Origin of the sequence: Psychrosphaera sp. 1_MG-2023, from assembly GCF_030548245.1 — a bacterium.
GTDB lineage: Bacteria > Pseudomonadota > Gammaproteobacteria > Enterobacterales > Alteromonadaceae > Psychrosphaera > Psychrosphaera algicola.
Genome location: NZ_JAUORW010000006.1, coordinates 225,895 through 239,714, shown reverse-complemented (window position 1 = coordinate 239,714; position 13,820 = coordinate 225,895). Strand labels below are relative to the sequence as shown.

General features: G+C 40.8%; 12 protein-coding genes. 4 read left to right on the top strand and 8 right to left on the bottom strand.

The annotated features are described in order from the left end of the window. Window positions 1-502 precede the first annotated feature (502 nt). Genes rplS through rpsP form a run of 4 tightly spaced genes read right to left on the bottom strand, consistent with a single transcriptional unit; the run spans window position 503 to window position 2,509 of the window. Window positions 503-868: a 50S ribosomal protein L19 gene (gene rplS / locus Q4575_RS07885; protein WP_215963550.1), complete on the bottom strand. Its 366-nt coding sequence runs from the start codon at window positions 866-868 to the stop codon at window positions 503-505. Window positions 869-897: 29 nt separating this feature from the next. Next, window positions 898-1,668 (bottom strand): tRNA (guanosine(37)-N1)-methyltransferase TrmD, encoded by a 771-nt coding sequence (gene trmD, locus Q4575_RS07880; protein WP_215963549.1) that lies wholly within the window; start codon window positions 1,666-1,668, stop codon window positions 898-900. A 19-nt stretch (window positions 1,669-1,687) separates the two neighbouring features. Next, window positions 1,688-2,224: a ribosome maturation factor RimM gene (gene rimM, locus Q4575_RS07875; protein WP_303522140.1), complete on the bottom strand. Its 537-nt coding sequence runs from the start codon at window positions 2,222-2,224 to the stop codon at window positions 1,688-1,690. 36 nt (window positions 2,225-2,260) lie between these two features. After that, on the bottom strand, window positions 2,261-2,509 hold the full coding sequence (rpsP, locus tag Q4575_RS07870; protein WP_215963547.1) for a 30S ribosomal protein S16: 249 nt from the start codon (window positions 2,507-2,509) through the stop codon (window positions 2,261-2,263). A gap of 251 nt (window positions 2,510-2,760) precedes the next feature. Between rpsP and Q4575_RS07865 the strand changes: the two genes are divergently transcribed. Continuing rightward, on the top strand, window positions 2,761-3,636 hold the full coding sequence (locus tag Q4575_RS07865) for a sulfotransferase (protein ID WP_303522138.1): 876 nt from the start codon (window positions 2,761-2,763) through the stop codon (window positions 3,634-3,636). Then, entirely contained in the window at window positions 3,633-4,634 is a 1,002-nt protein-coding gene (locus tag Q4575_RS07860) for an aspartyl/asparaginyl beta-hydroxylase domain-containing protein (protein ID WP_215963545.1), read from the top strand. Before Q4575_RS07865 ends, Q4575_RS07860 begins: the two co-directional genes overlap by 4 nt. A gap of 169 nt (window positions 4,635-4,803) precedes the next feature. Here the strand turns inward: Q4575_RS07860 and Q4575_RS07855 are convergent, their stop codons facing one another. Together Q4575_RS07855 and ffh are read right to left on the bottom strand one after the other, a co-directional pair. Then, window positions 4,804-6,258: a sulfotransferase gene (locus Q4575_RS07855; RefSeq protein ID WP_303522135.1), complete on the bottom strand. Its 1,455-nt coding sequence runs from the start codon at window positions 6,256-6,258 to the stop codon at window positions 4,804-4,806. A gap of 30 nt (window positions 6,259-6,288) precedes the next feature. Beyond that, window positions 6,289-7,677: a signal recognition particle protein gene (gene ffh, locus Q4575_RS07850; protein WP_215963543.1), complete on the bottom strand. Its 1,389-nt coding sequence runs from the start codon at window positions 7,675-7,677 to the stop codon at window positions 6,289-6,291. 341 nt (window positions 7,678-8,018) lie between these two features. Here ffh and ccsA point away from each other — a divergent pair, with 341 nt between their 5' ends. Further along, window positions 8,019-8,735: an inner membrane protein YpjD gene (ccsA, locus tag Q4575_RS07845; protein WP_215963542.1), complete on the top strand. Its 717-nt coding sequence runs from the start codon at window positions 8,019-8,021 to the stop codon at window positions 8,733-8,735. A 73-nt stretch (window positions 8,736-8,808) separates the two neighbouring features. After that, window positions 8,809-10,086 carry an HlyC/CorC family transporter gene (locus Q4575_RS07840; protein ID WP_215963541.1) on the top strand — a complete coding sequence of 426 codons (1,278 nt, stop codon included), beginning with the start codon at window positions 8,809-8,811 and terminating at the stop codon, window positions 10,084-10,086. 356 nt (window positions 10,087-10,442) lie between these two features. Here Q4575_RS07840 and gshA read toward each other — a convergent pair whose 3' ends face one another. Together gshA and Q4575_RS07830 are read right to left on the bottom strand one after the other, a co-directional pair. Then, on the bottom strand, window positions 10,443-12,017 hold the full coding sequence (gshA, locus tag Q4575_RS07835) for a glutamate--cysteine ligase (RefSeq protein WP_252736618.1): 1,575 nt from the start codon (window positions 12,015-12,017) through the stop codon (window positions 10,443-10,445). A gap of 119 nt (window positions 12,018-12,136) precedes the next feature. Next, complete coding sequence (locus Q4575_RS07830) at window positions 12,137-13,732, bottom strand: tetratricopeptide repeat-containing sulfotransferase family protein (protein ID WP_303522129.1); 1,596 nt, start codon at window positions 13,730-13,732, stop codon at window positions 12,137-12,139. Between the last annotated feature and the right edge of the window lie 88 nt (window positions 13,733-13,820).

Here is a 13,820-nt window from a genome sequence, read left to right as displayed (position 1 = left end):
CGATTCACATCATATAGTACATAGAATTTAAGACTCACAGCTTAAATAAAATTGATGAGTTTCACCGTTTCTTTCCCATAACCGAAAAAATTCCAAAATAGCTTATTAGAGCTTAACACTTGAGAAACCTCCATAGCCACACCAGAATTTCAATACTAGCGGTCACCAAGGGGCTTTTTACGTAGTCATTTTTTTAAAACGTGTTTCTGATAACAAATGAATAGTGAGCTATTATATTGGAGCAAACGTTACTCACCTAGCCCAACCATTTCTATCCAATCTGGCGCGACAGAGCCGTCTTTTTAGTTGAGTAAACTGGTGATCGCAACTGAATATTCTGCGCAGTGATGGATATAATACAAGTTAGACGTATTTAAAATGAAAGTCTGTAATCTTGGTTTAAATGCCAAGCATAAAAAAAGGAGCACTATGTGCTCCTTTAATAATTAGCTTTTTGCTGCGCCGCAATTGTTGCCACGCAGGTGCATCGGCTAAGAAGTTCTTATCTTTTTTGCAACTTCTCTTTGATACGTGCTGATTTACCAGAACGCTCACGCATGTAGTAAAGTTTAGCGCGACGTACATCACCACGACGTTTAACTTCGATGCTTTCGATAACAGGGCTGTGCGTTTGGAATGTACGCTCAATACCTTCACCGTTAGAAATCTTACGAACTGTAAAAGCAGAATGTAGACCACGATTTTTCTTCGCTAGAACGAAACCTTCAAACGCCTGTAGACGTTCTTTAGCACCTTCTCTTACTTTAACTTTTACAACTACCGTGTCACCAGGGCCAAATGCCGGGACATCAGTTTTCATTTGCTCTTCTTCAAGAGCTTTAATGATATTTTGACTTACTTTGCTCATTATATTCTCACTTTTCTAGTTTCACTGTCCTACTTAGCTTCACATTTTGTTTCGTCGTGTTCGGTTTGGAACGCGGCTAACAACTTCTGCTGTTCGTCAGTCAGAGCTAGATGATTAATTAAATCTGGTCTTTTCAACCAAGTTCTTCCAAGCGATTGTTGTAATCGCCATTGACGGATTTTTTCATGATTACCGCTAAGTAACACGTCAGGTACCCGTTGACCATCCAGAACCTCTGGTCTGGTATAATGCGGACAATCTAGCAAACCATCTGCGAATGAATCTTGCTCTGCTGAGAGTTTATGTCCCAACACACCAGGTATCATCCTCGACACTGCATCTATCAGTGTCATTGCCGGTAGTTCACCGCCGCTCAGAACAAAATCACCAATCGACCATTCTTCGTCAATTTCCGATTGAATAACTCGTTCATCTATTCCCTCGTATCGACCCGCAACCAACACTAATTTATTATGTTGGCTAAGCTGTTTTACGCCTTCATGGTCTAACTTTCGTCCCTGAGGAGAAAGATAAATCACTTTTGCCCCTTCACCAGCAGCCTGCTTTGCAGCATGAATCGCATCGGTCAAAGGTTGCACCATCATTAACATTCCTGGACCACCACCGTAAGGTCGGTCATCCACTGTACTGTGTCTGTCATGGGCAAAATCACGAGGATTCCACGCATTAAAGTCAATCGTACCGTTTTTAATGGCTCTGCTAATTACCCCTTGTTGGGTAATGGCATCAAACATTTCTGGAAAAAGCGTTATTACGCCTAACCATAATTGACAATTCACGATCCTAAAACCATCAATGTCAAAAACCCGGATCCCAGTCCACCGTAATGGTGTTCTCTTCCTTGTTAACTGAAAGTATTACATCATCCTGGATGTATGGGATTAACCTTTCGGTTTTACCAAATGCGTCGGTCGGATTTGCATCCACTACAAGAACATCATTTGATCCCGTTTCCATAAGGCCAGATACTTTTCCTAAATCGTACCCTTTGTCGGTTTTTACTAACATGTCTTTTAAGTCACGCCAATAAAACTCGTCATCAGACAATTCAGGCAGTTGGTCGGCTGTTACATAAATTTCGCCATGAAGCCAAGCTTCAGCATCATTCATGTTGTCAACACCGTCAAACTTCGCAATCAAACCCTTGTTGTGTCGGCGCCACTCGGCGACCTTCACAAAACGATCACTGCCATTAAGCGTTACACGCCATGGTACGTAATCAAAGATCCCTTCAGGGACCTCAGTGTAGGCGTTAATCTTAAACCAGCCTTTGATGCCATATGATGCACCAATTTTTCCAACTAGAATGTATTCTTCGTTTTGAGACTGACTCATTTTATTACCTTCACTTTCTGCTAATAATCGTATTGATTAAGCCGCTTTTTTTGCGTCTTTAACGATTTTAGCAACGCGATCAGAAACCTGCGCGCCAACACCAACCCAGTATTCGATACGATCTAAGTCAATGCGTACTTTCTCTTCTTGACCTGCTGCAATCGGGTTGAAGAAGCCAATTTTCTCGATGAAACGACCGTCACGTGAACGGCGGCTATCTGCAACTACGATTGAGTAGAATGGACGTTTTTTCGCGCCACCACGAGCTAAACGAATAGATACCATAATTTCCTCAATTATTACTTTTAGTTACGGCGAATTACTCGCCCCCTAGTTTGGACACCCCAAAAAAGGTCGCGCAATTGTACGGATTTTGAGTTAAATTTCAAGTTGTAATTGACTATTAATAGCGGATTATCTTGTTAGGCAGATATCTAGCTTAGATCTTACTTAGAATGTGGCGATGTCTGGTTTTTTTCGCGTATTTGATTATCATGGCATTTACTCATTTAAATGCGTGATAAATTATCTTTTATATGAACTTTGACCGACCCATCATCATACTTGCAGCACCTCGCTCCGGTAGCACACTGTTATTTGAAACCTTAATGGCGACAAAAAACCTTTATTCTATCGGTGGAGAAAGCCACGCCGTAATTGAACATATCCCTGAATTAAGCACAGTTGCAAACGGTTATATTTCCAATACATTGACCAAAAACCACGCGACTAGCGATGTAACGTTTTTATTGAAACAACGGTTCTCAATGGGTTTACGTGACCGAGAAGGACGACCGCCGAATAAACAACAGGCGGTTCGATTTTTAGAAAAGACCCCTAAAAATGCGTTGCGAGTCGAATTCTTAAATCACGTTTTTCCTGACGCTTTATTTATTCATTTAGTCCGTGACCCTTTACCGAACATCAGCAGTATAATAGAAGCATGGCAATCGGGCAGGTTTCGAACATATCCGCAACTGCCAGGGTTTAATGGCGAATGGTCGTTATTATTGCCAGACAATTGGCAGACCATGGTCGGTTCTCCGGTGGAAAAAATTGCGAGCTTCCAATGGCACGCCTGTAATCATTCAATTACAGAAAGTCTAAAAAATATTAGCGAAAATAGAAAAATAACAATTAATTACGCTGACCTACTCGCAAACCCGCTAGAGATGGTTAATCGACTCTTACAATTCTCCGGCCTCGTTTTAGACCAACATTTAGAGGCGAAGGTGACGCAACCCCTTGCAACATCGCGCTATACGGTTTCAAAGCCTAACGAAGTAAAATGGCACAAACACGCTGACGACATTCTGCAATACGCGCCGCAACTCCAACCGTTAGTCAACAACGTAAATGAACATCTTATTGCCAGTGCTTCCAGCCAAATCAATTTGGATTCTAATCGATGAAATTGCCACACGAATTTACTCAACTCCCGATAACTTTTGATATTGAAGCTCTTCAAAAGGAAGTGACTCAGTTTTCAGAAAATGAATGGGTCGCACATCATGAAGGGTTTAAAGGGAATTCAGCTATTCCGTTGCTCAGTGTTCAAGGCGGTCAGAACAACTTGTTCTCAGGGCCTATTGCGCCCACTGTGGCATTAAAACGCTCGCCTTACTTACAACAGGTAATCGCATCATTTAATGAAATCGTTGGTCGGTCTCGCCTAATGCGTTTAGAAGCAGGTGCTGAAGTGCCTTTGCACAGTGACATTAACTACCATTGGTACGACCGAGTTAGGATCCATATCCCAATCGTTACTGACGAGCAGGTGATCTTCTATTGCGGCGACAAACAAGTCCATATGGCTGAGGGAGATGCTTGGATCTTCGATTCATGGAAAAACCACCGTGTTGTAAATGCTTCAGATAAAACGCGTGTCCATTTAGTTGTTGATATCAGCGGCTCATCACGATTTTGGAACTGGGTAAAACAAGGAATTAATATCGACAATTTGAGTCCTCTAGGTAAGGCGCTAGGCGAAGAGTTCATCCAAAAAGTAAGTCAATTTCCAACCCTACCGTTTGTTGAGGGGGCTCAAAGGCCAATTAGATGTGAACGTGTTAATACGCCAGTGGTAATGCGTCCAGAAGAAGTTAATCACATGATCACAGAATTGATAAGTGAAGTTAAATCGGTTGATGGCAATGAAATGAGCGCGATTGATACACTATCAGATCTTCTCGCATCGTTTTATCAAGATTGGCGTCAAATTTGGTCAATCTACGGTGAGGCTCAGGGGGGTTGGGACTATTATCATCAACTGCGCGACAGCACATTTCACCGTTGTCGCGAAACTGCCGAAACGCTTCAATTGACCAATGAAAGTCCATCAACAAAAATGCTTATCCATTGCCTAATTGACCCATGTTTCAATCCAGAAGTCGCACAGTTTAACCGTTAATTACTAGTCATGCTCACGATATACGTGCTTCAAGTATGTTTGGAAACGATTTAAGGTGTTTTGGCTGACTAAGGATTTATTGGACTGCATTTATTAAGGTTATCTTTGGAGGGGATTAAAAGCAAAAGGCTCATTGGCTTCAGAAATAACTTAACGCTGGTGAATAAAGCTACATTGAGGTTGTGAAGAATGTCTCTACGTCCTCACAAAGCTTATCAAATGTGGCGACCTGTTGTGGGGTTAAGCATTCCTTATATTTTAATCCAGAGCCAATCGAGCGGCTATTTATAGGTTGGCGTACTTGTGAAACACTTGGGGTCAATACTGCTCTTGTAGATTGATAGAAGGTTAAACACTGCGATTCAAACGGGAGTTCACAGTAAGCTAACATTCGTCTAATTTCAGCTTCAGGACATTCAACAAGCTTGGCATAGCTAACCAAATACACACCACGGCCATATGTCTGCTGCCAAAACTGACTTAAATGCAAATACCCCTGCCAATAAAAGCCGATATGATTTATATCATAAGAATAATGATGCCCGGCCGAGAAATACTGCTTATAAACACTAAGCGCATTATCCAGAGGATTTCTTACCACATTAATGACTTTGGCATTTGGGAATAACGTTTTAATTAACCCTATATGCATAAAATTATTAGGGTTCTTATCTATAAAAACGCCGGTATCATTAAGTGTATATTGCCTAGCCTGCTGTAAATAAGTCCGCCTAAGTGTGTCTAATTGCGCGTTTGTTAAACGGGAAATAGCAGACGGGTACCCACCGAGTTGTTGTATATCTATCGCAAGTCGTTCGATAAAGGGTAACTCATCTGTTGTATCAACCCATGAATGACTAGCCAATATCTGTTCCAATAAGGTCGAGCCCGAGCGCGGCATGCCGACAATAAAAATCGGTGCCTCAGTTGCTAATTCACCATTTGTTTTTTTACTTTGAGTTTGCAAGTTTAGGCCTGACGCGTTACCGCGATTGAAGCTTTGTATTTGCTGACGAATTAAGTCGGCATAAGCATTGCCAGGAAAAGGGCGGTGTTTAGCGATAATGTGATTTGCCACACTTAACGCATCAAATGCCTTTTCAATATCACCTGCAGCTTCAAGCCCTTTGGCCAGAGCAAAGTTTAATAATGCCTGATTGCCTTCAGTACAAGGAGCATGCAGTAAGGATTCGATTTGCGACAATTCAGAACTTTGCAATTTACGGTCTTTCAAATCTGCCAACGACCAAAAACCAACACCGACGTATTGAGGATACTCAGTGATAAGTTGATTGTAGCACTCAGCTGCGTATTCACTATTGCCTAACGCTTTGTATAAATGACCCCGGTTTAGATCTAAAAACGGCAGCTGGCTACGATAGATTTCGCAGGCATCAAACGACTTAATAGCCCCGTCGGTATTACCAACCTGAACGCAATACTGAGCATGTTTTAATAGCCAGTTAGGTAAGTCTTTGTGTTTTAAGTCGGGGTTTAACGTGGATTGTAATGCAATTAATCTGTCGAGAATGTCAATTGCAGAAAAGTAATCTTCTTTTTGCTCAGCGAAACTCAGCTCATTTTGCAATGAGCTGTTCTGCTGTTTAAGAGACGATTTTGTCACTGTGTTCAGTGTTGTTTAAGGATAATTAAATTATTTTAAACGAGGGAAACCGCCAGGCATTTTTCCGCCCATAGCGCCACCCATACCACCGCCCATACCGCGCATCATCTTCATCAGACCGCCGCCTTTCATCTTCTTCATCATTTTTTGCATTTGCATGAATTGTTTTAAAAGACGATTTACATCTTGCACTTGAGTGCCGCTGCCGGCCGCGATACGACGTTTACGAGAGCCTTTGATTAAATCTGGGTACTGACGCTCTTTGCGTGTCATTGAATTGATAATAGCTTCCATTCGGAGAAACTCTTTATCATTCACTTGGTTTTTAACGGCATCTGGGATCTTGCCCATACCCGGCATTTTGTCCATTAATGACGACATGCCGCCCATGTTTTGCATTTGTGAAAGTTGGTCACGGAAATCTTCTAAATCGAAGCCCTTGCCTTTCATCACTTTTTTAGCGACTTTTTCTGCTTTTTCGCGGTCGATCTTAGATTCAATTTCTTCGACAAGGGATAAAACATCCCCCATCCCCAAAATCCGACTCGCAATACGTTCAGGATGGAAAGGTTCTAACGCATCAATCTTTTCACCCATACCGATAAACTTAATTGGTTTACCCGTAATGTGCCTAATTGATAGCGCAGCACCACCTCGTGCATCACCGTCTGCTTTCGTTAAAATAATACCGGTAAGCGGCAGTGCTTCATTAAATGACTTTGCAGTATTTGCGGCGTCTTGACCTGTCATGGCATCAACAACGAACAATGTCTCAATTGGGTTGATCGCGGCGTGTAGGTCTTTAATTTCCGTCATCATAGCTTCGTCAACAGCCAAACGTCCGGCGGTGTCGACTAACAAAACATCAAAGAATTTTCGTTTAGCGTGGTCAATAGCGCCATTAACAATGTCGATTGGTTTCTGTTCGATTGAACTTGGGAAAAACTCAACATCAACTTCGGCTGCTAACGTTTCAAGCTGCTTTATTGCCGCTGGACGATAAACGTCGGCGCTCACAACTAAAACAGACTTTTTCTTTTTCTCTTTTAAAAACTTCGCAAGTTTACCAACTGAAGTGGTTTTACCTGCACCTTGTAAACCGGCCATTAAAACAACAGCTGGCGGTTGAGCGGCAAGATTTAAATCTTCATTTTTCTCGCCCATGGCTTTTTCAAGTTCGCCCTGCACGATCTTAACAAAGACTTGGCCAGGCGTTAGGCTCTTGCCAACATCTTCACCAACAGCTCGTTCTTTAACGGCTTTAACAAATTCACGAACCACTGGCAAAGCAACGTCGGCTTCTAACAACGCCATTCTAACTTCGCGTAGTGTGTCTTTAATGTTGTCTTCAGTCAGTCGGCCACGGCCGCTGATTTTTTTCAACGACTCTGATAAACGTTCGGATAAATTGTTAAACATAGGGAACTTGTCGCTCTTAAATTATCTAAAAGGAATACGCACAATAAATAGCGGATTATATACATGTGTAGACGTAAAATACAGAAATCAAGCTGCACTTCATGTGCATATATCCATGTTCGCGGAAAATAACGAATAAAAATGTGCAGATCGTGCCTTTAGGATGAGCCATTATGATATTTTATGGTAAAGTTCTCGCTCATAATTAATGTCATTAGATCATTGATAACAACTATAAGGAAAATAACGTGATGTCCATCGAGTTGGGATTGTTCCTATCTTGCCTGGTATTCCTGTTCGCTGCGGGTTTATGTGCTAGAACACTAGTCGGTAAATCGAACATGAATTTTAAACTGTTATTTAGCGCTGCCTTAGTCGCCATATTGCTTCAACTTGTTACTGCCAAGCAACTTTTGTATGTTTCAGGTGGGATCCATCTATCTCTTGTTTCAATGTGTTTAATCATCAGTGCATTGATAAATATTGTGATCGTCATCCGCTCCTTGTCACATCTAAATACAATGCTGATGTTAGTTAGTTTCGGGTTTTCAGGCTTCCTAACGATATTACTGATGTTTGTACCTAATACATCACTAGCCTATATAGGACCCGAGTTTACAGTATCGACCGCGACTCTTGTCCATATTTTACTGTCGGTTGCAGCCTATTGTATTCTTGTTATCGCCTCACTTTATGCCATCCAGTTTCGTTATATCGACTCAAAACTAAAAGCAAAAACACTTTCTCTACACAGTCATTTGCCCCCATTAAGTAGCGTTGAAGCCCAACACTTTAGATTAATGGCAATCGGATTAGTGCTACTGACTTTGGCACTTGTCACCGGGTTTACCTTTTTAGACAACATGTTTTCTAATCAATATGCTCACAAAACGGTATTGTCTATCGTCGCATGGGCCATCTTTTTAACACTAGCTATTGGTCACAAAGTATATGGATGGCGCGGAAACAACAGTGCTATTGCCACTATTGTTGCGGCTTTCATCTTAACTTTGGCCTATTTCGGCAGTCGATTTGTTCGAGAGATACTACTTAATTAGTCGTAGATCCCTTGACACTTAAGTGAATCGATCATACTTATATAATTCAATTAGCAACACAGGAAAATAATTTTTGGACGCCATATCTACGAGTACCCTGTTTATCGCACTTGCGGTACTCATTTTTATCTCCGCCTACTTTTCGAGTTCTGAAACAGGCTTAATGGCGATCAATAAATATCGTTTAAAACATTTAGAAAACCAAGGGCATAAAGGCGCGGTTCGTGTTTCTAAAATGATGGAACGTCCTGATCAGCTTATTGGTCTCATATTAATTGGGAACAACCTTGTTAATATCGGCGCATCATTTTTAGCTGCCGAAATTGGGCAACGACTCTACGGTGACGTTGGTTTAGCTGTAGCGGCGTTTGCACTTACATTTATCATTTTAATCTTTGCAGAAGTCACCCCTAAAACACTGGCTGCTTTGCACCCTGAAAAGGTTGCATTTCCGAGCTCAATTGTCCTGATCATTCTAATGAAGGTACTTTATCCATTTGTCCTAAGTGTTAACTATATAACCAATGGACTGCTTATTCTTTTGGGTATTAGTGCTAAAGACCGCGCTGAACATAGTTTAAGTACCGAAGAACTCCGAACCGTTGTAAATGAAAGCGGTGGGCTGTTACAAGACAATCACCAAAACATGTTGGTTAACCTACTAGATATCGAAAATATTAAAGCAGAAGACATCATGATCCCGCGTAATGAAATTTATGCGCTAGATATTAATGACGATTGGAAGGATATTTTAAAGGGGTTAACTAACTCGCAGCATACCCGCCTGTTGTTGTATCGGGATAACATAGATGATGCTGTCGGATTTATTCACGTACGTGACGCATTAAGATTATTGGCCAAAGAAGACTTTAGTAAAAATTCCTTATTACGTGCCGTTCGTGAGATTTACTTTACACCTGAAGGTACGTCGTTGTTTACTCTGTTACAAAAACTGCAACAGAATAAAGAACGAATTGGCTTAGTCGTAGATGAATATGGCGATATTCAAGGCTTATTTACCCTAGAAGATATTTTGGAAGAAATTGTAGGTGATTTTACTACTGGCATGACAGTTGATTCGAGTTTTGAACTTGAAGAACAGAAAGATGGAAGCTACGTTATCGACGGTAGTGCTTCAATTAGAGATATTAACAAAGATATGTCATGGTCATTGCCTACTGATGGTCCAAAAACGATTAACGGCCTTATTCTAGAGTATATGGAAGATATACCAGAACCTGGCGTTTCGATTCAAATTGCAGATTACCCTATTGAAATTGTTGAAATAAAAGACAACAAGGTTTATCAAGCTAAGATTTATCCTCCACTTGAGGAAGGCGAAGAAACTTGATGTATATAGCTCTTTGATACAGCTCTCTAATACCGCTCTTTAAAGCTGCAAATGATCCAAAACTGGATCATATTTAATTAATGATAGATTGCTTAACATTTCGAAACATAGTGTTAAAACGTGATTGTCGAACACCCATTTAAAGCCTCGTCTAATCCAGAATTTACCCAAAACTAAAACCATAACATTGTATTTCAATTGAAAGTTCAATATCGGCTAATAGTTAGTGTTGGCTTTTCTTCGCGCTTGTAATATTGGTGATGAGGGCAATAAAAATCGGCAGAGGTATTTACTAATCTGTTTGTAAAATCTAACCGAACATGGCCACTTCGAGCCATGTTCGAATCAAGTTAGTTTTAGCTATTTGTTTTAAAGTATTGTTCTAAAAATTCATCAAAACTAACGTTATCCGCTGCTTCAATTGCTTCTCTGTCAATTATAGACTGACGTCCTTTATCGACCATATATTGACGAGTAAAGGTATCTGCTGGTGTTTTGAGAATGGCGTCTTTGTAATATGCGGCCAATTCCATTCCGACCTTACCATTGTCTATTCCTCGCGTGAGTAACTCCGTCATTAATTTTCCAGACAAAGTTAAGTCGGGATTACTGGCCGTTTCACTAACGTTACTCACGGCCTTTGCGTATTCTTCACCACCGTAACTTTGATCTAACCATTTCGCGATTTCAGTAAAATCAACAAACATTGATTCTAACCATTTTTCTCGGCTTACGACTTGTCCATTTTGGCTAAGCGTAAGATCGTCACGACGGCCGTCAACTACAACTTTATCTTGATTTTCTTCGGCTTCAGCCTGTTGTTGGTCGGTTAAGATTTCTTGAGGCTCAAGTAAACAATATAAAAGGAAAACATCTAGAACACGCATCTGCTCCATTGTTATACCGTATGGTGAAAACGGATTAACATCTAACGCACGTAATTCAACATACATTACACCACGATTCTCTAATGCATCTGTCGGCTTTTCACCCGATTTAGCCACTTGTTTTGGTCTAACAGGCGCATACAGTTCATTTTCTATTTGAAGAATATTGTGATTTAGCTGCTTGTATTTGCCGTCAACTTTGACACCAATGTTTTTATATTGCTCAGACTCAGTATGAATGGCTTTACGAAGCTTTTCGATATATTGAGTCAATGAACCATATTCAATATTTAAAGCCGATTGAGCGCTATTCGTGTAACCGAGATCACTCATTCTTAACGACGTTGCATTTGGTAAGTAAATAGAACCTTTGCCAAACGTTTCGAATTCAAATTGGCTTTCGCGCCCACCTAAAAACGATTTACACATTGCAGGCGACGCGCCAAATAAATAGGTAACCACCCAGACAAAACGCTTAATATTGCGAACCATGTGCATATATTGCGCAGACTGGAAGTCTTTACTTTCACTTGTGTCGCCTAATAACTCTTGGTATTTTTGCCAAAACTCTTCTGGCAGCGAAAAATTGTAATGGATCCCAGCAATTGCCTGCATCATCGAACCGTAACGGTTTTTTAACCCTTGACGATATGTCGACTTCATTTGGGCCACATTAGACGTGCCATAGTGGGCGATTCGAATATCAGACTCATCACCGATAAAACACGGCATACTCATAGGCCATAACATTTCTGAGCCTATGTTTTCGAGTACAAATTTGTGCACGTCTTGGAGTTGATTAAACGTTTCTTGAATGCTGTTAGATGGCGGCGTTATAAGCTCCATCAAGGATTCAGAATAATCCGTTGTGATATAAGGATGAGTAAGTGACGCACCTAATGCTTGCGGGTGGTCTAGCTGAGATAGTTTGCCCTCAGGGGTAATTCGTAAACCTTCACGCTCTATACCACGTTTAATATTTTTAATCGCGGTGGAGAACTCAGCAGTCTTAAGCTGCTCTAACTTGTCATGTACTGTTGTCAAAATACAACCTTTCCTTAAAAGCGGACGTGCGCACTAGAAGATGTGTATGGAGTCATCTTAGCCAAATTTAAAGGTATTGCCCGATAAATATTCACTAAACCCGATCATTTGCTTGTAAATCAATCGAGTTTTATCCCCTGTGATATAACTTCGTTATAAGCAGGTTGTAAAAACGACCGATATTTTAGCCACTGCCCTAAGGAGCTTGTGCTAATTTTAGACCGCACTTGCACCGAGCTTGCCGTGGCAACAGCTGACTTGTTGTTCGTTATCTCTAACATCTTGCTGTCATATACTAGACCGCAAAACTCAACAAATTCTTTCCCAATTATTTCGGGTTGTTGTACAAAATCGTCGTAGCGAACAATTTTAAACTGATCTGGAAAAGCGGTTTGCCAAAACTCCGCTAAACGAACAAATTCACAATAATATTTAGCGGTATCAACTTGGCTAAAAGCGTAGTTATAATATGAGTCTGTGAGCGAAAACAGTTGTTTGTAATTACCCCATATCGTGTCCATTGGGTTACGAATAACACAAACAATTTTCGCGGTAGGAATTGCACCAATAATAAAACCGGCATTTAGGACATTTAGCGGCATTTTATCAACAAATCGTGAGGCACCTTTAACGATATTTTTAACGCATTGTCGATAAAGTTCGCCAATTTCTGACAAATCCGAGGTTATCGCTGCCTTAATTGTCGCGGGGTCCAAAATATATTGGCTGGATGTTTTGGCAATTCGCTTAATAGCAATTGCAAACTCCTGCAACTCACCCGCAGACTTAACTATGTTGTTATTTGTTAACACTCGTTCAATAAGCGTCGTACCAGAGCGCGGCATGCCAGTGATAAATATAGGAGCAAAATCAAGATCAGTGTTGGTCTTTTGTTCTTTACTATTATTGCGATTAATCTCCTTAATCAATTCTTCCGTAAAGCATGTTTTTAATGTCTCAAAAATCAATTGGTCTTGAGAAAACTGGTAGTTTAGCGACTTGGCTTTTTCACCTTTAGCAATCTCGAGTTGCGAAAAGGCAGCACCGAATTCATCGACACTCCCTAACTCCCGCGCTAACGCATGGGCAATATGCAGTTTGGAATTAACGCTTGTCAGTTTAGGTAATAAAGCTTGCAGACGGTCAATGTGATTGTGCTCTTTGTCCGTACCGCCTAAATGACTCAAAGATGAATGAGCTTGATAAAAAGTCGGCTCTAACTTGATAGCTAGCTCATAAGAATTTCGTGCGTCATCAAACAGGCCAGCAAAGGTTTGCGACGACCCTAAATTATAATAAAAAGACGCGTCAGGCTTAAGCTTTATCGCGCGTTTGAAATATTCTATCGCCTGGTCGTGATCGCCAATCCGTGACAACGCAACGCCAATCGTATCAATCGTTAATGCATTGTCTAAGGTGAATTGTTGAACTTGAGAAATCGCCTCATGCGTTTTGTTACTATCTCCAATCAGGGCATAACACCTAGCTAAGTGCGCAAAGTATTCTGCGCATGGATGCATCTGCGCGGCTTTTGACATCAATGCTACGGCCTTTGTATAAGTGCCAAGTTCAGCTTCAATTACCCCCAACAAAAAATAGCCATCATAAAAACTGTGATTGTTGTTCAAAATTTGAATTAAAGCACGTTGGGCTACATCAAATTGCTTTTTGTTAATCGCTTGTATCGCGGTTTGGTGTAAGTGTTTTTCTGACATTGATTATCTTTTTGTATTTCAATTTAAGGCGCTATTCAATCGGTTAGCTTATCGAATTTAAGAGCTGAGTAATACCTCAATAAGCAAA